Annotated in this window: 18 protein-coding genes, 1 other RNA gene and 1 pseudogene; 18 read left to right on the top strand and 2 right to left on the bottom strand. The window is 43.5% G+C overall.

The window, feature by feature from the left end:
• Positions 1–10: 10 nt before the first annotated feature.
• Positions 11–2,851, top strand: a complete 2,841-nt coding sequence (locus ICV01_RS04045) for a PD-(D/E)XK nuclease family protein (RefSeq protein ID WP_215288851.1) — start codon at positions 11–13, stop codon at positions 2,849–2,851.
• Positions 2,848–6,216, top strand: a complete 3,369-nt coding sequence (locus tag ICV01_RS04050) for an exodeoxyribonuclease V subunit beta (protein WP_215288852.1) — start codon at positions 2,848–2,850, stop codon at positions 6,214–6,216. The genes ICV01_RS04045 and ICV01_RS04050 overlap by 4 nt, the downstream gene beginning before the upstream one ends.
• 73 nt (positions 6,217–6,289) lie before the next feature.
• On the opposite strand, the gene ffs is transcribed toward ICV01_RS04050, so the two are convergent.
• An RNA gene (gene ffs / locus ICV01_RS04055) (signal recognition particle sRNA small type) lies at positions 6,290–6,387 on the bottom strand.
• A 39-nt stretch (positions 6,388–6,426) separates the two neighbouring features.
• Between ffs and dnaX the strand changes: the two genes are divergently transcribed.
• The 10 genes and pseudogenes from dnaX to rlmD all read left to right on the top strand — a co-directional run bounded on the left by dnaX (position 6,427) and on the right by rlmD (position 14,803).
• On the top strand, positions 6,427–8,121 hold the full coding sequence (gene dnaX / locus ICV01_RS04060; RefSeq protein WP_215288853.1) for a DNA polymerase III subunit gamma/tau: 1,695 nt from the start codon (positions 6,427–6,429) through the stop codon (positions 8,119–8,121).
• 29 nt (positions 8,122–8,150) lie between these two features.
• Entirely contained in the window at positions 8,151–8,474 is a 324-nt protein-coding gene (locus tag ICV01_RS04065; protein WP_215288854.1) for a YbaB/EbfC family nucleoid-associated protein, read from the top strand.
• Positions 8,475–8,496: 22 nt separating this feature from the next.
• Positions 8,497–9,108, top strand: coding sequence for a recombination mediator RecR (gene recR / locus ICV01_RS04070; RefSeq protein WP_215288856.1), 612 nt, complete (start codon positions 8,497–8,499; stop codon positions 9,106–9,108).
• A 33-nt stretch (positions 9,109–9,141) separates the two neighbouring features.
• Entirely contained in the window at positions 9,142–9,285 is a 144-nt protein-coding gene (locus ICV01_RS04075) for a hypothetical protein (protein ID WP_215288858.1), read from the top strand.
• Positions 9,285–10,067 carry a 5'/3'-nucleotidase SurE gene (gene surE / locus ICV01_RS04080; RefSeq protein ID WP_215288860.1) on the top strand — a complete coding sequence of 261 codons (783 nt, stop codon included), beginning with the start codon at positions 9,285–9,287 and terminating at the stop codon, positions 10,065–10,067. The genes ICV01_RS04075 and surE overlap by 1 nt, the downstream gene beginning before the upstream one ends.
• A 62-nt stretch (positions 10,068–10,129) precedes the next feature.
• Positions 10,130–10,762: pseudogene (locus ICV01_RS04085) on the top strand (protein-L-isoaspartate(D-aspartate) O-methyltransferase); the annotation flags it as partial.
• Between the two features lie 19 nt (positions 10,763–10,781).
• Positions 10,782–11,600 carry a peptidoglycan DD-metalloendopeptidase family protein gene (locus tag ICV01_RS04090; protein ID WP_215288868.1) on the top strand — a complete coding sequence of 273 codons (819 nt, stop codon included), beginning with the start codon at positions 10,782–10,784 and terminating at the stop codon, positions 11,598–11,600.
• Positions 11,600–12,568, top strand: a complete 969-nt coding sequence (rpoS, locus tag ICV01_RS04095; protein WP_215288870.1) for an RNA polymerase sigma factor RpoS — start codon at positions 11,600–11,602, stop codon at positions 12,566–12,568. The genes ICV01_RS04090 and rpoS overlap by 1 nt, the downstream gene beginning before the upstream one ends.
• 46 nt (positions 12,569–12,614) lie before the next feature.
• On the top strand, positions 12,615–13,448 hold the full coding sequence (locus ICV01_RS04100) for a 3'-5' exonuclease (RefSeq protein ID WP_215289127.1): 834 nt from the start codon (positions 12,615–12,617) through the stop codon (positions 13,446–13,448).
• On the top strand, positions 13,445–14,803 hold the full coding sequence (gene rlmD, locus ICV01_RS04105) for a 23S rRNA (uracil(1939)-C(5))-methyltransferase RlmD (RefSeq protein ID WP_215288878.1): 1,359 nt from the start codon (positions 13,445–13,447) through the stop codon (positions 14,801–14,803). The genes ICV01_RS04100 and rlmD overlap by 4 nt, the downstream gene beginning before the upstream one ends.
• A gap of 85 nt (positions 14,804–14,888) precedes the next feature.
• Here rlmD and ICV01_RS04110 read toward each other — a convergent pair whose 3' ends face one another.
• Positions 14,889–15,590 (bottom strand): Bax inhibitor-1/YccA family protein, encoded by a 702-nt coding sequence (locus ICV01_RS04110; protein WP_215288880.1) that lies wholly within the window; start codon positions 15,588–15,590, stop codon positions 14,889–14,891.
• Between the two features lie 274 nt (positions 15,591–15,864).
• On the opposite strand from ICV01_RS04110, the gene ndk reads away from it, so the two are divergent.
• The 6 genes from ndk to bamB are packed head-to-tail and all read left to right on the top strand — an operon-like array spanning position 15,865 to position 21,838.
• The gene (gene ndk / locus ICV01_RS04115; protein ID WP_215288882.1) at positions 15,865–16,290 is read left to right on the top strand and encodes a nucleoside-diphosphate kinase; all 426 of its coding nucleotides are present in this window, start codon (positions 15,865–15,867) and stop codon (positions 16,288–16,290) included.
• 16 nt (positions 16,291–16,306) lie between these two features.
• The gene (gene rlmN, locus ICV01_RS04120; RefSeq protein WP_215289129.1) at positions 16,307–17,473 is read left to right on the top strand and encodes a 23S rRNA (adenine(2503)-C(2))-methyltransferase RlmN; all 1,167 of its coding nucleotides are present in this window, start codon (positions 16,307–16,309) and stop codon (positions 17,471–17,473) included.
• Positions 17,470–18,726 carry a flavodoxin-dependent (E)-4-hydroxy-3-methylbut-2-enyl-diphosphate synthase gene (gene ispG / locus ICV01_RS04125; protein ID WP_215288883.1) on the top strand — a complete coding sequence of 419 codons (1,257 nt, stop codon included), beginning with the start codon at positions 17,470–17,472 and terminating at the stop codon, positions 18,724–18,726. Before rlmN ends, ispG begins: the two co-directional genes overlap by 4 nt.
• Positions 18,727–18,731: 5 nt before the next feature.
• Positions 18,732–20,039, top strand: a complete 1,308-nt coding sequence (gene hisS, locus ICV01_RS04130; protein ID WP_215288885.1) for a histidine--tRNA ligase — start codon at positions 18,732–18,734, stop codon at positions 20,037–20,039.
• A 12-nt stretch (positions 20,040–20,051) separates the two neighbouring features.
• Positions 20,052–20,696, top strand: a complete 645-nt coding sequence (locus ICV01_RS04135) for a tetratricopeptide repeat protein (protein ID WP_215288887.1) — start codon at positions 20,052–20,054, stop codon at positions 20,694–20,696.
• Positions 20,696–21,838: an outer membrane protein assembly factor BamB gene (gene bamB / locus ICV01_RS04140; protein WP_215288889.1), complete on the top strand. Its 1,143-nt coding sequence runs from the start codon at positions 20,696–20,698 to the stop codon at positions 21,836–21,838. Before ICV01_RS04135 ends, bamB begins: the two co-directional genes overlap by 1 nt.
• Positions 21,839–21,866: the final 28 nt, after the last annotated feature.

Genomic DNA, 21,866 nt, shown 5'->3' on the forward strand with positions numbered 1-21,866 from the left:
TTCCTGATAAATGACCTATTACCAACCTTACTTTTTAACACCAGATGCCAGCGCGCTTGATGCCATGGCCAAGCTTATTTGGGCTATTACTGAAAAAGATCAAGTGAGTCCTTTGGTTGTTTTAAGTACATCAGGGCCCGCTTATGGCCTTAGGCAAGCATTAGAGAAAAATCGCCCAGTTGGTTTATTACCCCAACTGACTTTTTTGCCAAGAGTCTTAGGTTTATCTCAATGGCTTAAAGAAACGCCAGGCCTTAAAGATAGAGGGGCATTAAAAACCGATTTGGATCGTTGGTTGGAGGTTTATCAAGCGCTATCTGAAAGGCCTTATTTAAGATCATTACTACTGGATGCTAGTGACGCATCAAAGTGGGGGTTGGCAAAAAATATTGTTGATGTTTGTGATGTATTAGCTGATGCCAATTTGGGAGTGTTTGAGGAAGTTTCGGATGAGGCTTTAAATCAAGCGATTGATAGCGTTTATGAAGGTGTAGCTAGATCAGTCGTTGATGTTGAGGCTAAGATTATTTTTACTTTCTGGAAGAATCTAAGTACTTTTCACGATCCCGTGGCGCGTCAGCGTCTAGCTATGGGTTTGCGAATCAAAGCCTTGGAAGCGGTGAAGCCTTCATCGATTTCCCCGCTTATCTTTATTGAGACAGCTAAGCCTAGTCCTGGTTTTGGAAAAGCTTGCCATCAATTGTTAGTGGCTTATGCGGAGCAAGCACGCGTCCATCATGTGCAGATGGATTATGCGCAGCTAGCGCTTTGGCCTGAGTGTTTGGATTCGAGTGAGCCAGTTGATCAATCAACTAAGCAAGCAAATAAGCAGTCAACGAAGGAAGAGGCAGAACAAATTCAAATTAATCGCCAAAAATATTTTTCTAATATGGATGGTCGAAAAATTATTAGGGCGAGTGGGTTTGAGGATATTGCTTGGGTCGGCGCTAATGCCATACAAGAATTTTTATTGGCCGGGCATCAGCATATTGCTCTAGTAGCTCAAGATCGATTAGTTGCTAGACGTATTCGAGCTTTATTGGCACGTTTAGGTCAAGGTATTTCTGTCCATGATGAAACAGGTTGGAAACTTTCCACGACACGTGCTGCTGCGTCGGTGATGTCTTGGGTCGATGTGATTCGTCAGGGGACTGTTGGTCCATCAGCTGTGCAATTGATGGATTTTTTAAAGAACCCTTATATCAATTGGACTCAATTGGGGTATGAGGGAGAAGATATCTCCGAGTTTTTGGATCATCTAGAGCGCCGTTTCATTCAAGCTGAAGTTAAAGGATCTTGGGCTGGGATGCTATTGGCATTAGAGATGACTCATGATGGTCAAAGTTTTGATGCGGCAATTCATCTCATTAAACATATACGAGAAATTTCTCAAAAATGGCAATCTCAAGCTTTATCTTGTTCGGTTTGGTTGAAGCATTTACAAGCAGATTTGCAAGCTTTAGCGATGGGGGAGTCATTTCAAGAAGATTTGGCTGGTCAGCAATTATTTGAAGCTCTAGAGCCAATGAAGGGTGTACAAGCTTCTTTGCGTTTTAATGAATGGCTATCACTTTTAAGCTTGATGGTGGAAGAGTCTAGTTATTTAGAGCTTAGTCCAAGAGCGCAAGCTAGTGTCACAGTCTTGCCTTTGAGTGCTACGCGCATGAGGCGCTTTGATGCTTGGGTGATGGTGGGGTGTGATGATAGTCAATTGCCATCTATCTCCGATAGCCCAATGTTCTTATCTGCCAGCCTTCGAGAAAAAATGGGTTGCAAAACTGTCGACATGGAATTTGCTCAGCAAGCGATGGATCTCTCTCAATTAATGCAGTCACATCAACACTGGCGTATGTTGTGGCAATCAATGGGGTCTTCTGGAGAACCTCGTCAGCCATCCCCTTGGTTGCAGCGTTTGTATATGGAGCGCAGCAATTGCTTGAGTGAGACTCAAGTTCCTCAATCTGTTGCTTATCAGCCAACGGCGGTATTGCAGCCGAGGCCTGCTTTGGGAGATGTTGTGGCGAAACCTATCAAGGTGAGCCCAAGCGCCTATCGCACGCTTAGAGAATGTCCTTATCGTTATTACGCTACAAGAGTTTTAGGTTTACGTGAAAAATCTACTTTAGATGCTGAGGTGGATGTGAGTTTGGTAGGACAAACTTTGCATGCTGCGCTTAGAGAGTTTTATCAGAAGCAAAAAACTCAAAAATTAACTATTCAAGATGTGCAAGAAAAAACAAACTTATTGATTGCACAATTAAGAGAAGTATCCCAAAAACATTTCAAGCCTTTATTGGAGGCTGATGGTAGGTGGTTAGGTGCTTGGGTTGAGTGGGAATCGCATATTCCGAATTTGGTGAGGTGGCAATTAAAACGCGAACAAGCAGGTTGGCAGTTCCATGATGCTGAAAAACAAGTAGGGTTCGACTTGCAAACTCGATTTGGTTTAATTCATGTGTCAGGTCAAGTGGATCGCATTGATATCAATGCAAAAGAAAAGACGGCTGCAGTGATTGATTACAAATACTCTAGCGAATCTTCTATTAAGAAAAAGCAGAAAAATATTGAAGATGATCCACAGTTGGTGATTTATGCCAAAGCAATTAATGGCGATCCTATTGCCGATAGGGGCGCAAGTTCTCAAGCGGCCTGGGTATCAGTAAAAGATAAAGATGTTGGTTTTGAGTTGGGTGTGGATGATCTGTCTATTGAAATGGAGCATTTGCCTGCTCAGATGATCGGTGATATTGAAAAGGTTTGGGGTGGCGCACCTTTGCCAGCGAGCGGCCCTGATAGTGTTTGTCAGTACTGCGAGGTAAGAGGTATTTGTCGCAAGGGGATGTGGTCATGAGTTCGCAAATTACTTATGACTCATGTGATCCGCAGCAGTCGGTCGTGGTCGAGGCCTGTGCTGGTAGCGGTAAAACTTGGCTATTGGTGTCAAGAATGGTGCGCTTGTTACTTGCTGGTGCGCATCCTCATGAAATCTTAGCGATTACTTTTACGCGTAAAGCTGCTGAAGAAATGCGTGGCAGGCTTGATGAGGTGCTGTTGAAGTTCGCAACTTGCAATGAGAGTGAGTTGCTCAAAGAGCTAAAGATGCGTGGCTTAGATGATGAAGAAGCGATGGCTGCTATACCTCAAGCTCGCGTTTTGTTTGAGCGCGTACTTTCTAATCCAAGAGGATTAGCAGTGGATACCTTTCATGGTTGGTTTGCTCGTTTATTGGGTGGGGCTCCGCTGGGTAGCGGTGTTCCCCAAGGGCTTAAGTTGCGAGATGACTTTAAACGTTTGCAAGATGAATGTTTAGAAGATTGGTGGACTGCTTTACCGAGTGTTGAGAAAACACCTATTAGACAAGCTTATGAAGTATTAATTGAAGAGTTGGGTGTGCATAGCGCCCATCAGCTTTTAACTGGGGCTAAAGGTTTTTTAAGTGCTAAAGCTGAATGGGTGAGGCATTTAGATCATGCAAAGCAGAATCAGATTGTATCTACTGATGCGATTGGTGATTTATCGACATGGATGTCGCAATCGGACCCTTTGCAAGAATTGATCGACCATCATGATGGCATCGATCACCTTCAGTTTTTATGTGACCATTTAAAAGAAGGTGGCAAGACTGATAAAAAACATGCTGATTTGATTCAGGAAGCTTTAAATCAATATCAGCATCACGTTGGCTTGGATGTGATGGCTAATACGATGTATTCAGCATTTTTGACAGGTGAATGTGAGATTTTGAAAAAAATGTCTGCTTCAGGCGACCTAAAAGATTATTTGAAAACTTTGTCAGACCCATCAGGTCGAGAAGCTAAGATTAATACTTATAGGCAGGCTTGGGCTGATGCTATGTTGGCTCACTATAGCTGGTTGGCTGATCATCGTGCCCACCGCATTCATCAGGCATGGATCTTGGTGGGCGCAGACATGTTGGCGCACTATCAAGCTAAAAAAGAAATCTTAAGGGTGCAAGATTTTTCTGACTTAGAGGCCTATACCGCTCAGTTAATGCTTTCATCAGAAATGGCGGCTTATTTGCAGGCTAGGTTAGACGCTAAATATAAACATTTACTGGTTGATGAGTTTCAAGATACCAATCCTTTGCAGTGGCAAATACTACTGTCTTGGTTAAATGCTTACGGTAAAGAAGATGCCTCTAAGCCATCTGTCTTTTTGGTGGGTGATCCTAAACAATCTATTTACCGATTTAGACGTGCTGATGTTCGTTTGTTTGAACAGGCGAAAATATATCTGAAGGAGCATTTTGGCGCGAAGTTACATCCTTTTAATGAGACGCGTAGAAATAGCCCAGCTGTTTTGAAAGCAGTTAATCAGGTTTTTCAATTGACAGATTTACCTCCTAGTTATCCGTTCTCTGAACAAAAAAGAAACCCTCAGGCGGATAGTGAGTATGGTGAAGGTGAGGCTAAATTATTGCCATTGATTCCAGCGGTGGATGTTGAAAAAATCAGCCAAAGGAATGCGTTGGAGTTACCTTATCTTGATGCAAGTAAAGAGTCAAAGCAGCAGCAAAGTTATCAAGAGGCTTATCAAGTAGCTCAGTTTATTTTAAAAACAAAGTTGGAAAAGAATGCTCATTGGAGTGATTTCCTTATCTTGTTGAGATCAAGAACACCCTTGGCACAAATTGAGCGCGCTTTTAGGGATTGCGGTATTCCGTGCGACAGCCCAAGGCAAGGGGGCTTACTAAAGACTCTTGAGGCGGAAGATTTAATTGCACTTTTGTCGGTGTTGGTAACTCCGACAGATTCTTTGGCATTGGCTCAAGTACTACGATCCCCAATGTATGCACTCGGTGATGGCGATTTGATGGATTTAACCCATGAAAAGCAATCGCAACAAGTGAGTTCTTTGTGGCACTTGCTGGGGAATCAGACTCATCGCTTCCACAATATCCATGTGGAGATAAGTGCTTGGGCTGAGTTGGCAAAGCGTCTGCCGGTGCATGATTTGTTAGATCACATTTACGCTCAATCTAATTTGCGATTACGGTATGCAGCGCATGCCCCTGAACTGCAAAGGGATCAGGTTATTTCAAATTTGGATGCTTTCTTAGGGTTGGCGCTCGATTTGGATGGCGGCCGTTACCCCAGCTTGACACGATTTGTGGCGGAGTTAAAGCAGATAAAGCGTGGGTTTGTGGAAGAGAGCCCAGACGAAGGTGAATCTAATAGCGAAGATGACTCTGATGATGCAAATGTATCTGCACAAAAAGTTAGGATTTTGACTATTCATGCGGCAAAGGGTTTAGAGGCACGTTTTGTAATTTTGATGAACGCTAATACCTCAAGGCAAAACAAAGATCATGTGGGTGTGTTGATGAACTGGCAACCCGATCAAGCAGGCCCTAATCATATTTCGCCATTTTTCTCTGGTAAGCCTAAAAAAGATCCTGCAAGGCAGGCTCTTAGAGATCAAGAAGATCAAATTGCTGCGATTGAAAACTGGAACCTTTTATATGTGGCTTTAACCCGAGCAAAGGAAGCTGTTTATATAAGTGGTTGTGCTAATAAAGGTAAAAATCAGATCAGTGAAAATAGTTGGTATGGTCGCTTAACGAAGGCGGGTGTTTCTGAGCTTGATTTGGGTGATATGGATGAGCAACAGCAAGCAGAGATGCAGTCTCCATTAGCGCCTGCCCATGAAATAACTGACTTTGTGGTGAGTTGGCAGGGGGAGTCTCAGGTTAGTGCTTATTTTGATGAAGAAGTTATTTCCCCGGAAAAACAGTTTGTGATTGATTTAGGTGTCGCGTTTCATGCGGTGATGGAGCATGTGGTTCGCTTGAAAATTACTAGTATTGATGAGTTGCCATCTGAGAGTGAGTTGAGTGCTTGGCTTCAGATGGATATGAGTTTGGCTACTAAAGCTAGAGCTTGTGCGCTCAGCGTTCTTCAGTCTGAAAAAGCGAGTATTTATTTCTTTAACTCTGATATTCAGTCTTCCTGGGAAGAATTAGATATTGGTACTGAAGAGGGACGATTATTAAGGATGGATCGCCTGGTAGAGTTTTCGGATCGTTTGGTTGTTTTGGATTACAAGTTATCTATTCCGACTCAAGATGATCCGTTGTATGAGAAATACCGATTACAAATGTCAGTTTACCGAGATGCGGTACGTCGTTTAAGGGGTGATAAGCCTATTCAGAGTTACTTATTAAGCTCAAATGGCGATGTTTTAGAGCTAACTTAGTCTAAAAAAGAAGAATTTTAAGAATATTTAACTAGTGAGGAAGGTGGAAAACAGCTAGAAATAGAGATGAGAGGTAGACGAGCCCGACCCTCGGCACTAGTAGTTATTGGGTTTGGCTGCTTCGTTCCCGACCTGACCAGGTTGCCAAGCCACCATGCGAGGAGGCCCGTCTATCTATATTCTACTGCTTTCTACTTGTAGAATGACAATATGACTGCATTAGCACTTGCCAGAAAATGGCGCCCTAGAGATTTTTCAACCTTGGTTGGCCAGGAACACGTGGTCAAAGCCTTAACACACGCCTTAGATCAGCAGCGTTTGCACCATGCTTGGCTGTTTACGGGTACCAGAGGGGTTGGTAAGACGACGATTTCTCGTATTTTGGCTAAAGCGCTTAATTGCACTGGGGCTGATGGTCAGGGGCAAATGACCTCTGAGCCCTGTGGTAAGTGCCCAGCTTGCACTGAAATTGATGCTGGACGTTTTGTTGACTATATTGAAATGGATGCTGCGAGCAATCGTGGTGTTGATGATATGGCTCAACTCTTAGAGAAAGCCATGTATGCGCCAAGTAGTGCGCGTTTCAAGGTATACATGATTGACGAGGTTCATATGTTGACCGGTCATGCTTTCAATGCGATGTTAAAAACATTAGAAGAGCCGCCGCCTCATGTGAAGTTCATCTTGGCGACGACGGATCCTCAAAAAATTCCTGTGACTGTTTTGTCTCGTTGCTTGCAATTTAATTTAAAGCAAATGCCAATTCCTTCGATTGTGGAGCATTTGCAAAAAGTTTTAGAGTCTGAGCAAATCACCTTTGAGTTAGGTGCTTTACGTATTTTGGCGAAAGCAGCTCAGGGATCCATGCGTGATGCGCTTTCTTTAACGGATCAAGCGATTGCTTATTCAGCGGGGCCTGTCACAGAAGCTACTGTTAGAGCCATGTTAGGCACATTGGATGAAACTTATCTGATTCGTGTTTTAGATGCGCTTCAGGCCAAAAACGGTACGGAGCTAGTCTCAGTTGCTGATGAAATGGCTGTGCGTAGCCTTTCTTTTTCATTAGCTTTGCAAGATTTAGCTTCTCTTTTGCAAAAAATAGCTTTGGCGCAAACGGTGCCTGCTGCAGTTTTAGATGATTGGCCAGAGGCGAATGAGGTGCGACGTTTAGCCAGCCTTTTTGGTAAAGAAGAGGTGCAGTTGTATTACCAAATAGCTATTACGAGTCGTCCAGATTTATCTTTAGCACCGGATGAACAAACTGGTTTCACGATGGCTTTATTGCGCATGTTAGCTTTTAAGCCCGGTGATGGTTCTGGATCTCCAAAGTCAGCGGGGCCTGCTAAATCAGCGCCTTCTGGAATTGCAGCAGCTAAAGCGGCGGCAGGTTTGGGTGGTGCTGGGGCATCAACAGTGGCAAAGTCGCAGGTGGTAACACCAGCGCCTACAAAGGTTCAGGCGAGCATGAACCCCACTTCACCAGTGATGGCTAAACCGGCTAGCCCAACTTCAATCGGTACGGATCAACCTGATTGGCAAGCCTGGATGAAAGCATTGCCGATTCGGGGGATGGTGCAGCAGTTAGCGTTTCAGACAGAGTTACAGGCTTGGGATGATGCAGGAGCAAGTGCTAAAGCAACGGTTATCGTTGGTATGCCTCAGTTGGCTACGACGGATGGTGTGAATCGTTTGCAAGAAGCTTTATCTGCGCATATTGGAAAGCAAGTAAAAATCGTCATGGAAGCTGGTAAGGCGACGCAATCTATTGCGGCCGTAGAAGCTAAAGTTAAACAAGAGAAGCAGGAAGATGCTGAGACATCCATTGCCAATGATGATTTTGTTAAAACTATTCAGGCGGAATTAGGTGCCACGGTTGTGCCAGGTAGCATTCGCCCAATTCAATAAATATTTAAAAATTACTGAGGAAGTTAGACATGATGAAGGGAAATATCGCTGGCTTGATGAAGCAAGCTCAGCAAATGCAGGAAAACATGAAGCGCGCTCAAGCCGAGCTTGCTGCATTAGAGGTGGTTGGTCAAGCAGCTTCTGGTTCTGTCAAAGTTACGATGACTGGCAAGCATGAAGTGAAGCGTGTTGAAATCGCTGAAGCTGCGATGGATGATCGTGAAATGTTAGAAGACTTATTGGTAACTGCTTATGCAGATGCATTCCGCCAAGCTGAAGATGCTGCTAGCAAAAAAATGGCTGGAGCTACTGCTGGTATGCCGATGCCTCCAGGCTTTAAATTGCCTTTCTAAAATAAAAGAGAAATAAAACAGAATGGCTGAACAAGAACAGGATGCTCTACAACGTTTGGTTCAAGGCTTGAGAGTCTTGCCGGGTGTTGGACCAAAGTCTGCTCAAAGAATGGCGTTTCATTTATTGCAGCATGACCGCAATGGGGCAGCTTTATTGGGGCAGAGTTTGTTAGATGCCGTTAATCATATTCATCATTGCTCTTTATGTAATACATTTTCAGAGTTAGATATTTGTACAACTTGCTCAGACGAGCGTCGTGACCCAAGTATCTTGTGTGTGGTTGAAACGCCAGCCGACCAATTGATGGTTGAGCAAACCTTAACCTATAAGGGTTTGTATTTTGTCTTAATGGGACGTTTATCCCCTCTAGATGGTTTGGGGCCTAACGAAATTCATTTGGATCGTTTGATTGAGCGTGTTGAGAAAAGTAAAGAGCCTGTCAGTGAGGTGGTTTTGGCTACTAATTTCACCAGTGAGGGTGAGGCAACTGCCCATTACATTGGGGAAATTATGAAATCTCGCGGCATTAAAGTATCTAGAATTGCTAGGGGTGTTCCAGTTGGCGGTGAGTTGGAATATGTTGATGCTAGTACTTTGGCTAGAGCGATGATGGATCGTAAATCTGTTAGTTAATTTGTAATTGATAAATTCAATAGAGGAGTTCTTATGCAAAGCCCTTGGTGGAAGCAATTATTAATTGGTTTAGCATTGTTTTTGGCGGGATACTTTATGTTTGGGGGTGGTCAAATAACTCAAACAGAAAGCCAGCCTAAGGTTTCTTCAGTTCTTTCTAAAGTATTTATTGCTTAATGCATATTTTAATTGCCAATGACGACGGCTATTTGGCGCCAGGTTTGCTGGCGTTGGTTAATGCTTTGCGCCCTTTAGGGCAAGTGACGGTGATTGCACCTGAGCAAAATCATAGCGGAGCATCTAATTCGTTAACACTTTCAAGACCGCTGACTGTGACGCGTGTTGCAGGTGGTGAGCGAGATAATTTTCTGTATGTGAATGGCACGCCGACTGATTGTGTTCACATTGCTTTGACGGGTTTGCTTGAGACTAAACCAGATATTGTTGTTTCTGGCATTAATCAAGGTGAGAACATGGGTGAAGATGTGCTTTACTCAGGCACCGTAGCTGCTGCGATTGAGGGAGTGATGTTTGGTATTCCTGCGATTGCTTTTTCTCAAGTGGATAAAGGTTGGGGTGGTTTAGAAGATGCTGCTCAAATTGCCAGGGATATCGTAATTGCGCAAATTGAAAATCCTGTAGATGGTCATTTGTTGCCTGATGAAAAACCAACGCTACTTAATGTCAATATTCCTAACCGCGCTTATGCTGATTTGCAGTCTTGGCGTGTGACCCGCTTGGGTAACCGTCATCATTCTCAAGATGTAATCATGCAGCATAGTCCGCGTGGTGAGCCAATTTATTGGATTGGGCCGCCAGGTATTGCACGCGATGCCACTGAAGGTACGGATTTTCATGCGATTCAACATGGCCAAGTGTCGATTACACCTTTGCAGTTGGACCTTTCACATGTTGTGACTCGTCAGCATATGCTTGAGTCCAACTGGAATAAAAATTGATAGTTACGATTTAAAAAATAAGAATTAATAAGGTTATTTTGGTTAAGAAAGATCCTCTACACGATAAGGCGCGTATCCAGTTGGCTGAAAAAGTGGCTGCTAGTGGTGTGCGCCACCGTCAAGTTTTAGAAGCTATCGCAACGGTTCCTAGGCATGCATTTATTGAGAATGGTCTGGATGCAAGAGCTTATGAGGATTCTGCTTTACCGATTGGTCACCAGCAAACTATTTCAAAGCCATCGGTGGTAGCTAGGATGGTAGAGCTATTATTTAAGCCTAAAAAAGAGTTAGGTAAGGTGCTTGAGATTGGTACGGGATGTGGTTACCAAGCAGCCATCTTGAGTTTGGTGGCTAAAGAGGTTTACTCGATTGAGCGTATTCGTCCATTACATGATCAAGCGAGGGCTAAATTAAGGCCTTTTAGGATTCCTAATTTACGTTTGATTTATGGGGATGGGATTCGTGGGCTACCTCAGGCAGCGCCTTTTGATGGCATTATTTTGGCAGCGGCTGGCTTGGGTATTCCAGACCCGCTGTTGGACCAGTTGGCGATTGGAGGGCGTTTGGTGGCTCCAGTGGCTAAAAGTGAGGAAGTGCAGCAATTGGTGGTGGTTGAGCGAGTTAGTTCCCAGCGCTACCAAAGGACTGTTTTGGAAGAGGTCTTTTTTGTGCCCTTACAATCAGGTACTGTGTAGTTATTCTTAGTTTGAGTTTATGAAATTGAACCGTTTATTCCGCCGTTTATTGATCGTTCTTTTGCCGATGGCAGCAGTATTGTTGCAGGTTGGTTGCGCAACACGTTCTACGCCTGCACCAGTAGTGGATCGCTCATCAGGTAGATCCTTGGAGCCAGTTGCTCCTGGTTACTATCGTGTGAAACGTGGCGATACGCTGTTGAGAATTGCTTTGGATCATGGCCAGTCTCATCGAGATATTGCTGAATGGAATGGCATTGCGGATGTGAATGTGATTGAAGTGGATCAAGTGATTCGTGTGGCGCCACCTAAGTCTGCCTCAGTATCTAAAGTTGAGGTTAGACAGGAAAAGGCAGCAAATGACCCTAAGTCAAAAGACTTGAAGGGTAAATTAGATAAACAAGATAAGTCTCCTAAGTTAGCGGACAATAAATCAAGCAATGACAATGTGGATAAGGCGAAAGATGTGACTGAGCCTGGTATTCGTTTATCTTGGCCATCAAAAGGCGATGTGATTGATCGTTTTGATGACACCAAAAATAAAGGTATTGATATCTCAGGTAAAGCCGGTGATCCTGTTCAATCTGCGGCCGATGGTAAGGTGGTTTATGCGGGTAATAGCTTGAGAGGTTACGGTAATTTGGTAATCGTTAAGCATGACAATACCTATCTAACGGCTTATGCACATAACAAAACACTCTTAGTTAAAGAGGGTGATACTGTTAAGAAAGCTCAAAAAATTGCAGAGATGGGTAATACCGATGCTGATCGAGTAAAGCTTCATTTTGAGCTGCGTAAAAATGGTAAACCTGTCGATCCGACTACTTACTTGCCTTAATGATGAAAGAAATCACAGATTCAGATAAGGGGTTACATGATTTCTCTGATCTGAATCTGTTAGATGATCAGCTTGATCAAGCATTAGCCCCCGAAGATTTAAAAGCATTATTGGCTGCTGAATTATCAGCAGATTTGGTGCAGCGTTATCTTCAGCAAATCGCTGCTAAACCTCTTTTTTCTCCAGATGAAGAACGCGAGATGGCTCATCAAGCCAAAGCTGGAAATTTTGAGGCTCGCCAGGCAATGATTGAGCATAATTTACGTTTGGTTGTGAGTATTGCCAAAACTTACATGAATAGAGGCTTGCCTTTGCCTGATTTGATTGAAGAAGGCAATCTAGGCTTAATGCATGCACTAGATAAATTTGAACCTCAACGTGGCTTTAGGTTTTCAACTTATGCCACTTGGTGGATTAGGCAAAGTGTTGAAAAAGCGCTCATGAGTCAGGTGAGGACGGTGCGCCTGCCTGTTCATGTGATTCGTGAAATTAATCAGGTTTTGAGAGCGAGAAGATTTTTAGAGCAAGCTTTGGCTGCCGATGGTCGTTTGCCTGATATGGAAGACATCGCTAGTTTGACGGGTAAGTCGATGGAGGATGTGGTGGATGCGTTGGCTATGGCTGAGCACAGTACCTCATTGGATGCCCCGCGAGATATGGCCCCAGGTTCAAGTTTGTTAGATATTATTTCTGATAAACGATCTGCTGGGCCTCATGAAAAAGTTGAGAAATCTCAATTGGAGGACATGCTTTATACCTGGTTAAAAGGTTTAAAAGATGATCAGCGTATTGTGATTTTGCGACGGTATGGTTTAGATAATCAAGAGTCTGCCACATTGGAAGAGGTGGCTAAGGAGCTTAATTTATCTAAAGAGCGAGTTAGGCAAATTCAGCAGGATGCGTTAGTTAAACTTAAGAAATATTTACATAGTCATGGCTTGGATAAAGGCGCCATCTTAGATAACTAAGGTAGTTATAGGTCTGTGACGAATGAAGCACACTAAAGGTAATGCCATGGCGGGTGTATTAGTTTTTGATATTGAGACAATTCCAGATGCGGCGGGGATTCGTCGTTTGGAGGGTATTCCTGAGTCGGTTAGTGATGTGGATGTCATCGCTAAAGCATTGGCTGAACGTAAAGAGAAAACTGGGACTGAATTTATGCCGCTGCATTTGCAAAAAATTGTGGCTATTTCTTGTGTTATTCGGCGTACAACTCGAGAAGGTTTGCCTCAATTTAAAGTAGGCAGTTTGTGTGATGAGACTAGTTCTGAGAAAGAGATTGTTCAGGCTTTTTTTGATTTGATTGAAAAATACACGCCTCAATTGGTTTCATGGAATGGTAGTGGTTTTGATTTGCCTGTATTGCACTATCGCGCGCTATTAAATGGCGTCACTTCTTCTCGTTATTGGGAAATGGGTGAGAGCGGTGATAGTGATAGCCGTGACTTTAAATGGAACAACTACATTAGTCGTTATCACATGAGACATATCGATCTGATGGATCTATTGGCAAAGTTTTCAGCTAGGGCCAATGCGCCTTTGGATGCGTTAGCAAAAATGTGCGGTTTCCCTGGCAAGATGGGTATGGACGGCAGTCAGGTTGCGCAAGGATTTTTTGATGGCAAGATCAAAGAGATTCGCGATTATTGTGAGACAGATGTGGTGAATACATACCTGTTGTACTGTCGTTTTCAAATGATGCGTGGCGGCGTAACTCCTGAAGAGTATGAAGAAGAGATTGCTTTTGTGAAGAGTGAGTTATTGAAGGAATCTAAAACAGCATCTGGTGCTTTTTGGCAGGAATACCTCAATAAGTTCAGCTCTGATCCCAAGGATCAAATGTGAAGCGAGTCATTGTTGAATCGCTTAATTTAGAGGCGCAGGGGGTCGCTCGTGTTCGTGATGAACAGGGTGTTCCTGGGAAAGTTATTTTTATTGATGGTGCGCTACCTGGTGAAGATGTTACTTTTGAGAGTTACAAAGTTAAGAGTAAATTTGAGTTAGCCAAACTAATCCATCTTCATAAAGCATCACCCAGTCGCATCAGCCCACGTTGCCCATCTTTTGGCGTATGTGGCGGTTGTTCCATGCAGCACCTAGATCCTCGCGCTCAGCTAGCTATGAAGCAGCGCGTTCTAGAAGATAACTTAAAGTATCTTGCAAGAACAAGGCCGGAGGTTCTATTACGTCCCATCGCGGGACCAACATGGGAATATCGGTATAGAGGCCGTTTATCCGTTTTTAAGATTCCTAAAGGGCGTGTATTGGTGGGTTTTCATCAAAAGAAAGCCAATCGGATTACTGATATGTTGTCGTGTGACATTTTGCCCAAGCATGTATCTGATCTTTTGCCTCATTGGCGAGAACTTATTAACCAATTATCTGTTCCTGATCAGATTGCGCAATTAGAATTTGCGATTGGTGAAGGTAAGAAATTTGGTACCTTAAGCACTGTATTTGTTTTAAGGCACATGGTTCCTTTGGGGCAAGGTGATCAGCAGCTACTTCGAGAGTTTGCGAAAAAACATCACATAGATCTTTGGCTGCAGCCCGGGGATTTGGATACGGCGAAACCTTTTTATCCTGAAGATAGCTACTTTTGTTATCGATTGCCAGAGTTCGATATTGAAATGCCGTTTAAGCCAACAGATTTTACCCAGGTCAATCATCAAATTAATCAGGTTTTAGTGGGGCGGGCTGTGCGTTTATTAGATCCTGAACAAGAGGATCGTGTATTAGATTTATTTTGCGGGATTGGCAACTTCACTTTACCGCTTGCTAGATGGGCATCTCAAGTTTTTGGTATTGAGGGTAGCTCTAGTCTTACAGATCGCGCAAAAGAAAATGCTATTCATAATCAACTTGGCGATAAAGTAAATTTTGCTTGTTCCAATCTATTTGAAGTTGATACTCAAGTTATTAAGTCTTGGGGTAAGGCTTCGAAGTGGTTAATTGATCCTCCAAGAGGTGGAGCGATGGCGCTTATGACAAGTTTGGCTGAGTTGGCTAAATCAGGGAATTCAGAAGACCATGCTTATTTGCCAAAACGTATTGTCTATGTTTCATGTAATCCAGCAACCTTAGCTAGGGATGTCGGTATTTTAGTTAAAGATACGGGCTATCAATTGAAGTCTGCTGGTGTGGTAAATATGTTTCCGCATACATCTCATATTGAATCGATTGCGGTATTTGAGCGCTGATTTGAGAATAGGCAAGAGGGAAAGAAAAAGCCGACCACAGGGGTCGGCTTATTTTTTTGAGCTAACTTAAATTAGCTCAGGTTTTTTAGTCTCTATCGCCACCAAAAATACCAAGTAAGGCTAATAAATTGCTAAAGACGTTGTAAACATTAAGATAAATGCTTAGTGTTGCAATGACGTAGTTAGTTTCACCGCCGTTAATAACGCGTTGCACATCTACCAAAATAAATGCTGAAAAGATGGCAATTGCCGCAACACTAATTGTGAGCATGAGGGCGGGTAACTGCAACCAAATATTGGCCAAGGATGCAACTAACAACAAGATGACGCCAGCAAATAACCATTTGCCTAAGCCAATGGATAGGTCTTTCTTTACGCTGCTAGCTAATGTTGCCATGCCAGCGAAAATAATAGCTGTGCCACCAAATGCAGTCATGATCAGGCTAGCGCCGTTGCTAAATCCTAAGATAGAGCCAATAAGGCGTGAGAGCATTAACCCCATGAAGAAGGTGAAGCCCAATAAAAGAACAACGCCTAAGCCGGTATCTTTATTGCGTTCAATGGCCCAGAAAAAGCCAAATGCAATCGCCATAAAGACAACCATACCCATTAATGGGCTGCCGGCAAATAGTGAAAAACCAGTCGTAACACCAATCCATGCGCCTAAAACTGTAGGAATCATAGAAAGCGCCAAGAGGGCGTACGTGTTACGTAACACCCGGTTACGGACTTGAACACTGGTTGTTGCGCCACTGTTTCCAAAACCATAAGTGTTTAAATCACTCATTCAATCTCCTTTATGTGTCTAACATGACTAGCCCACCACTGGGCTCGTACTGCTAAGTATAGACATTTCATATGAATTTCAAGAGTAATTTTGATAGTTGATAGGGAAGTAGGGGTGTTTTTGGTTAAAAACACCCTATAAAACCAGTCTTTTTAGAGAGAAAAGCTGATCTTTCCCTTAAAAATCAATGCTTTTACCCTTTGGCACCCTTAAGAAAGCAGGCTGAAAGTTGTATAATTTGGGGTTTTAATCTATCTATCAATGGAGTTTAGTAATGGCAATCGAGCGCACCCTTTCTATCATCAAACCAGACGCAGTAGCAAAGAATGTTGTTGGTCAAATTTACGCACGTTTCGAAGCAGCTGGCTTGAAAGTGGTTGCTGCAAAAATGGCTCACCTTTCACGTGGTGAAGCTGAACAATTTTATGCAGTGCACAAAGAGCGTCCTTTCTTTAAAGATTTGGTTGATTTCATGATTTCAGGTCCTGTGATGATTCAAGCTTTACAAGGTGAGAACGCAATTGCTAAGAATCGCGAATTGATGGGTGCTACAGATCCTAAGAAGGCTGATAAAGGTACGATTCGTGCTGACTTCGCTGATAGCATTGATGCAAACGCTGTTCACGGTTCAGATGCTCCTGAAACAGCTGCTGTGGAAGTTGCGTTTTTCTTCCCAGGCATGCAAGTTTATTCACGTTAATTAACGTTCTACATTGATTGATCCACGCGTTAACCTGTTAAATTTTGATCCAGAAGGCCTTGGCGAATATATCGCTAGCCTCCAGGAGAAGCCGTTTCGCGCAAAACAGTTAATGCGTTGGATACATCAGCGCGGTGAGGCTGACATCACTCAGATGAGTGATTTAGCCAAAACCTTTCGCGCCACACTAGCTGACAAAGCTTGTGTATCGACTTTACCGATTGTGAGTGATCAACATGCGACCGATGGCACGCGTAAGTGGTTATTAGATGTTGGTCAAGGTAATGCAGTTGAAATGGTTTATATCCCTGAGGATGATCGGGGTACTTTGTGTATTTCTTCTCAAGCGGGATGTGCTGTTAATTGCCGTTTTTGTTCAACTGGCAAGCAAGGATTTTCACGCAATCTGACTTTAGGTGAAATCATTGGTCAGTTATGGATGGCTGAGCATACTTTGCGTCATGAGCCTGGCGCTATTCGCCGTATCGACAGTTATGATGGCACGCCCATTCATGAGCATGAGGGACGTGTGATCTCGAATGTGGTGATGATGGGTATGGGGGAGCCTTTGCTTAATTACGAGCCAGTCGTAGGGGCTATGCGTTTGATGTTGGATGATCACGCATATGGTTTGTCTCGCCGCCGCGTCACTTTGTCGACTTCTGGTGTTGTGCCGATGATGGATCGTTTGGCTCAAGATTTACCAGTGGCCTTGGCTGTTTCTTTGCATGCACCTAATGATGCTTTGCGCGATGAGTTGGTGCCTATTAATAAAAAATATCCGTTAAAAGAGTTGATGGATGCGTGTATGCGTTATTTACCTTATGCGCCTAGAGATTTTTTAACTTTTGAATATTGCATGTTGGATGGTGTTAATGATACGGATCAGCATGCTAAAGAGTTGGTGGAGTTGCTAAAGCGCATTCCTTGTAAGTTGAATTTAATTCCGTTTAATCCATTTCCAGAGTCTGGTTTGAAGCGTTCATCTCAAGCACGTGTGCAGGACTTTGCTAAGCGTCTGATGGATGCAGGCATTATCACTACTGTTCGTAAAACACGGGGTGATGATATTGCCGCTGCTTGTGGTCAGTTAGCTGGGGATGTAAAAGACCGCACCAATGTAAAAGAACGCATGCAAGTTGTTAAATTTGAGAACTTGGATAAAGGAACTTTGAGCTCATGAGTTCTGTTATCAAAAATAATAATGGTGTGCTTGCAAGGCGTTTATCTAGGCAAGCCATCATCCAGTGGGCTGATACGATCGTGACAGTTGGTGGTGATGCCCCTGTGCGTGTTCAGTCGATGACGAATACCGATACTGCTGACGCTATCGCCACAGCTATTCAAGTTAAAGAATTGGCAAGAGCAGGTTCAGAGATTGTTCGTTTGACTGTCGATACGCCTGCTGCCGCAGCGGCAGTGCCTGCTATACGGGAGCAGTTGGATAAGATGGGAGTGCATGTTCCGTTGGTCGGAGACTTTCATTACAACGGACACACACTTTTAAAAGATTATCCGGAGTGTGCCCAAGCACTTTCCAAGTACAGAATCAACCCTGGTAATGTAGGCCAGGGTGCTAAGCGAGATACTCAGTTTGCTCAAATGATTGAGTTGGCTTGCGAGCATAAGAAACCAGTACGTATTGGTGTGAATTGGGGTAGCTTGGACCAAGATTTATTAGCTACCTTGTTAGATAAAAATGCATCATCCTCGCAACCAAAAGAATTGCGTGAGGTGATGGCTGAAGCATTGATTCAGTCGGCATTACAGTCTGCGGTTAAAGCCGAGGAACTTGGTTTGCCTGGGCATCAAATTATTTTGTCTTGTAAAGTAAGTGCCGTACAAGATTTGATCGCTGTATATCGTGATTTGGCTACTCGCTGCGACTACCCATTGCACTTGGGTTTAACTGAGGCGGGTATGGGTAGTAAAGGCATTGTTGCATCAACTGCAGCGCTATCTATTTTGTTGCAAGAAGGTATTGGAGATACGATTCGCGTATCTTTAACGCCAGAACCAGGTGCGCCACGGGAAAACGAAGTGATTGTCGCCCAGGAAATTTTGCAAACGATGGGGTTACGTCATTTCACGCCCATGGTGATTGCGTGTCCTGGTTGCGGTCGTACAACGAGCACATATTTTCAGGAGTTAGCTTCGACCATTCAGAGCTATTTGCGTCATCAAATGCCGCTATGGAAAAAAGATTACCCAGGTGTTGAGGAAATGAATGTGGCTGTGATGGGCTGCATTGTGAATGGTCCTGGTGAGAGTAAACATGCCAATATTGGTATTTCATTACCAGGTACGGGCGAGTCACCTGCAGCCCCAGTTTTTGTTGATGGTGTCAAAGTAAAGACTTTGAGGGGCGATAACATTGCAAAAGAATTTCAAGTGATTGTTGATGAGTATGTAAAAAATACTTACCAGAGAAAATAATAGATATGAGCCAAGATAAACAAACGAAAATTACTGGCGTTCGAGGTATGAATGACTTGCTTCCGCAAGAGGCTCCGTTATGGACTCATTTGGAGCAATCTATTCAAAGTTTAGTGCGTGCTTATGGATACCAACAAATTCGTACGCCAATTGTTGAGCAGACGGCATTGTTTAAGCGCGGTATTGGTGAGGTTACTGATATTGTTGAGAAGGAAATGTATTCCTTTGAAGATAGTTTGAATGGTGAGGAGTTGACGCTCAGGCCTGAAGGTACAGCTGCTGCTGTTCGCGCGGTGATTGAGCATAATCTTTTATATGAAGGTCCTAAGCGCCTTTGGTATACCGGTCCTATGTTTAGACATGAGCGTCCACAGCGTGGCCGTTATCGTCAATTTCATCAGTTAGGTATTGAAGCTCTAGGGTTTGCTGGTCCCGATATTGATGCTGAAATTATTTTGATGTGTCAGCGATTATGGGACGATTTGGGTTTAACGGGTATTCGTCTTGAGTTGAACTCTTTAGGACAAGCAAATGAACGCGCTGCACATCGAGAGGCTTTAATTGAGCACTTTAAAAAGCACGAGTCTGATTTGGACGAGGATGCTAAGCGCCGTTTATTGACGAATCCTTTGAGAATTTTGGATAGTAAAAATCCAGCTATGAAACCGATCGTTGAGTCGGCCCCGCAATTATTGAGCTATTTAGGCGAAGAATCCTTAAAACATTTTGAGGGTGTTCAACGTTTACTAAAAGCTAATAATTTGCCATTTAAGATTAATCCGCGTCTTGTGAGAGGCTTGGATTATTACAATTTAACTGTTTTTGAGTGGGTGACTGATCAATTGGGCTCTCAAGGCACTGTTGCTGGTGGGGGTCGTTATGATCCATTGATTGCTCAGATGGGTGGTAAGCCTGCACCCGCCTGCGGTTGGGCGATGGGCATGGAGCGTGTGATTGAGCTCATGAAAGAACAGGGTTTGACTTCTGATGTTGCTAATATTTGTGATGTATATGTTTTGCATCAAGCAGGTGATACATTGGAAGCTGCTATGGTGGTGGCAGAAAGGTTGCGCGGTGCTGGGATAGAGGTTGTTTTACATTGTTCACCGGATGGAGCGGCTGCTAGCTTTAAGTCTCAAATGAAAAAAGCAGATAGTAGCGGTGCGGCATATGCCGTTATCATCGGGCCAGATGAGTTGGCAGCTGGGCAGGCGCAGTTAAAAGATTTACGTCGAGACGGTCAGCAAATGACAGTAGCGATTGATGGTTTGGTTGATGAGGTTATCAATCAATTGGTTTCGATTTCAGAATAAACGGTTAGGGCTATGCACTTTAATTTAGAAGAACAAGAACAGTTGGCTGAGTTTAAGGCTTGGTGGAAACAATATGGTAAGTGGCTAATTGCTGGTGTTGCATCAGCTTTATTGATTTATGCACTTTATGCTGGATGGGGTTGGTGGACTAATCGCCAGTCTGAAAATGCTAGTAAGCTTTATGACACATTATTGGTCTCAGCTCAAAAACAAGATGCTGCTGGAGTTTTAAGAGCTGCTGCAGATATTCAAGATCAATTTTCATCGACTAGCTATGCTGGTATGGCGGGGCTTGTTGCAGCTCAGGTTGCTAATGCCGCTGGTGATATGGTTAATACAGAAAAGCAATTGCGTTGGACTGCTGATAAAGCTAAGTCCGAGGCGCATGCTGATTTAGCGAAAGTGCGTTTAATTTCTTTGTTGATTGATAAAGGTGATTTTGCTGGTGCAGATAAAGTAGCATCTGGTTCTGTATCAAAACCTTTTATGCCATTGTTGTTAGAGCGCCGTGGAGATATTCAATTGGCTCAACAAAAAAATGCTGAAGCGCGCAAAGCCTATCAAGAAGCTTGGGAGCTGTTATCTAAGAACAAAGAAGTTCCCGATGAAGCTAAGCGTTTATTAAAAGTTAAATTAGATGCTGTAGGAGGTCTTTAATGCGCCATATATTGATTAAAGTTATTTGCTTAGCATCGATTACATCAGCCTTGGTATTAGGAGCTTGCTCTAGTACTAATAAACGTGAAGCAGCTTCGCTAGTAAGTATTGGTGAGCAAAAAATTACTGTAGATTCTGTTTGGTCTACAAGTGTTGGCAAATCCGATACATTTGTGATGCGTCCAGTAGTGGCGGGTGACTATATTTATACCTCTGCCGGCAATGGCCGTGTAAGCAAGATTGACATCTTGACTGGGAAAGTTGTTTGGGAGGTTAGAGCTCCTAGTGATTTGTCTTCAGGGCCTGGTAGCGATGGTACGGTAGTGGTGGTGGGAACCGCTAAAGGTACTGTTTACGCTTATGACGCAGATGGGCAAAAAATTTGGGAAGAAAAGATTGGTAGTGAGGTTTTAACTGAACCTTTGGTGATGGATGGCTTTGCCATTATCCGAACAATTGATAATCGCTTTGTTGGTTTAGATGCTAAAACTGGTAAGCGTCGTTGGTCTTACGCTAGACCGCAAACTGCTTTAGCGCTTAGAACTAGTTTCGCGATGGTGCCAGTGGCAGCTGATGCGTTTGTTACTGGATTTTCTGGCGGCAAAATTGGTGTGATTGGCGCTACTACAGGAAATGTGCTTTGGGAGACTTCGTTAGCTTTTCCAAAAGGCTTTTCAGAGATTGAGCGTATGACTGATGTTTCAGCTCGACCAACTCTATTGGGTCGTCGTTTATGCGCTGTTGCTTTCCAAGGTCGTATTGGCTGTGGTGATTTGAATAGCGGTACATTTACTTGGGGTAAGGATTTTTCAAGCTTTACAGGTACGGCGCAGTCTCAGGATTTTGTATTCGCAGCTGATGAAAAATCTCATGTAGTTGCTTATAGAGCTGATGATGGTGTTGAGGTTTGGCGTAATGACACCATGACTTGGCGCGATCTTGGGGAGCCTTTAGCAGTTGGCCGAGTAGTTGTGATGGGCGATAAACAGGGGTATTTACACTTTTTAGAGCAAACAAGTGGTAAGGTGATTGCTCGTGTGCGTGTGGATAGCAGTCCGGTTGATGCAGCTCCGATTGTGGCTAATGGTTTATTGATTGTTCAAACGCGTGGCGGATCACTTTCTGCTTATCGTCCTAATTAAATAAAAACAACAAAAAAATAAAGATTGA

This window comes from Polynucleobacter sp. MWH-Spelu-300-X4 (assembly GCF_018687515.1).
Classification (GTDB): Bacteria; Pseudomonadota; Gammaproteobacteria; order Burkholderiales; family Burkholderiaceae; genus Polynucleobacter.

What these genes read in the sequence shown, in the direction of transcription:
- ICV01_RS04100 (WP_215289127.1), top strand. Translation starts at nt 12,615, where the DNA reads ATGGCGGGTGTATTAGTTTTTGATATTGAGACAATTCCAGATGCGGCG.
- ndk (WP_215288882.1), top strand. Translation starts at nt 15,865, where the DNA reads ATGGCAATCGAGCGCACCCTTTCTATCATCAAACCAGACGCAGTAGCA.
- bamB (WP_215288889.1), top strand. Translation starts at nt 20,696, where the DNA reads ATGCGCCATATATTGATTAAAGTTATTTGCTTAGCATCGATTACATCA.
- ispG (WP_215288883.1), top strand. Translation starts at nt 17,470, where the DNA reads ATGAGTTCTGTTATCAAAAATAATAATGGTGTGCTTGCAAGGCGTTTA.
- dnaX (WP_215288853.1), top strand. Translation starts at nt 6,427, where the DNA reads ATGACTGCATTAGCACTTGCCAGAAAATGGCGCCCTAGAGATTTTTCA.
- recR (WP_215288856.1), top strand. Translation starts at nt 8,497, where the DNA reads ATGGCTGAACAAGAACAGGATGCTCTACAACGTTTGGTTCAAGGCTTG.
- ICV01_RS04045 (WP_215288851.1), top strand. Translation starts at nt 11, where the DNA reads ATGACCTATTACCAACCTTACTTTTTAACACCAGATGCCAGCGCGCTT.
- surE (WP_215288860.1), top strand. Translation starts at nt 9,285, where the DNA reads ATGCATATTTTAATTGCCAATGACGACGGCTATTTGGCGCCAGGTTTG.
- ICV01_RS04110 (WP_215288880.1), bottom strand. Translation starts at nt 15,590, where the DNA reads ATGAGTGATTTAAACACTTATGGTTTTGGAAACAGTGGCGCAACAACC.
- ICV01_RS04075 (WP_215288858.1), top strand. Translation starts at nt 9,142, where the DNA reads ATGCAAAGCCCTTGGTGGAAGCAATTATTAATTGGTTTAGCATTGTTT.
- ICV01_RS04065 (WP_215288854.1), top strand. Translation starts at nt 8,151, where the DNA reads ATGATGAAGGGAAATATCGCTGGCTTGATGAAGCAAGCTCAGCAAATG.
- ICV01_RS04090 (WP_215288868.1), top strand. Translation starts at nt 10,782, where the DNA reads ATGAAATTGAACCGTTTATTCCGCCGTTTATTGATCGTTCTTTTGCCG.
- ICV01_RS04135 (WP_215288887.1), top strand. Translation starts at nt 20,052, where the DNA reads ATGCACTTTAATTTAGAAGAACAAGAACAGTTGGCTGAGTTTAAGGCT.
- rpoS (WP_215288870.1), top strand. Translation starts at nt 11,600, where the DNA reads ATGATGAAAGAAATCACAGATTCAGATAAGGGGTTACATGATTTCTCT.
- ICV01_RS04050 (WP_215288852.1), top strand. Translation starts at nt 2,848, where the DNA reads ATGAGTTCGCAAATTACTTATGACTCATGTGATCCGCAGCAGTCGGTC.
- hisS (WP_215288885.1), top strand. Translation starts at nt 18,732, where the DNA reads ATGAGCCAAGATAAACAAACGAAAATTACTGGCGTTCGAGGTATGAAT.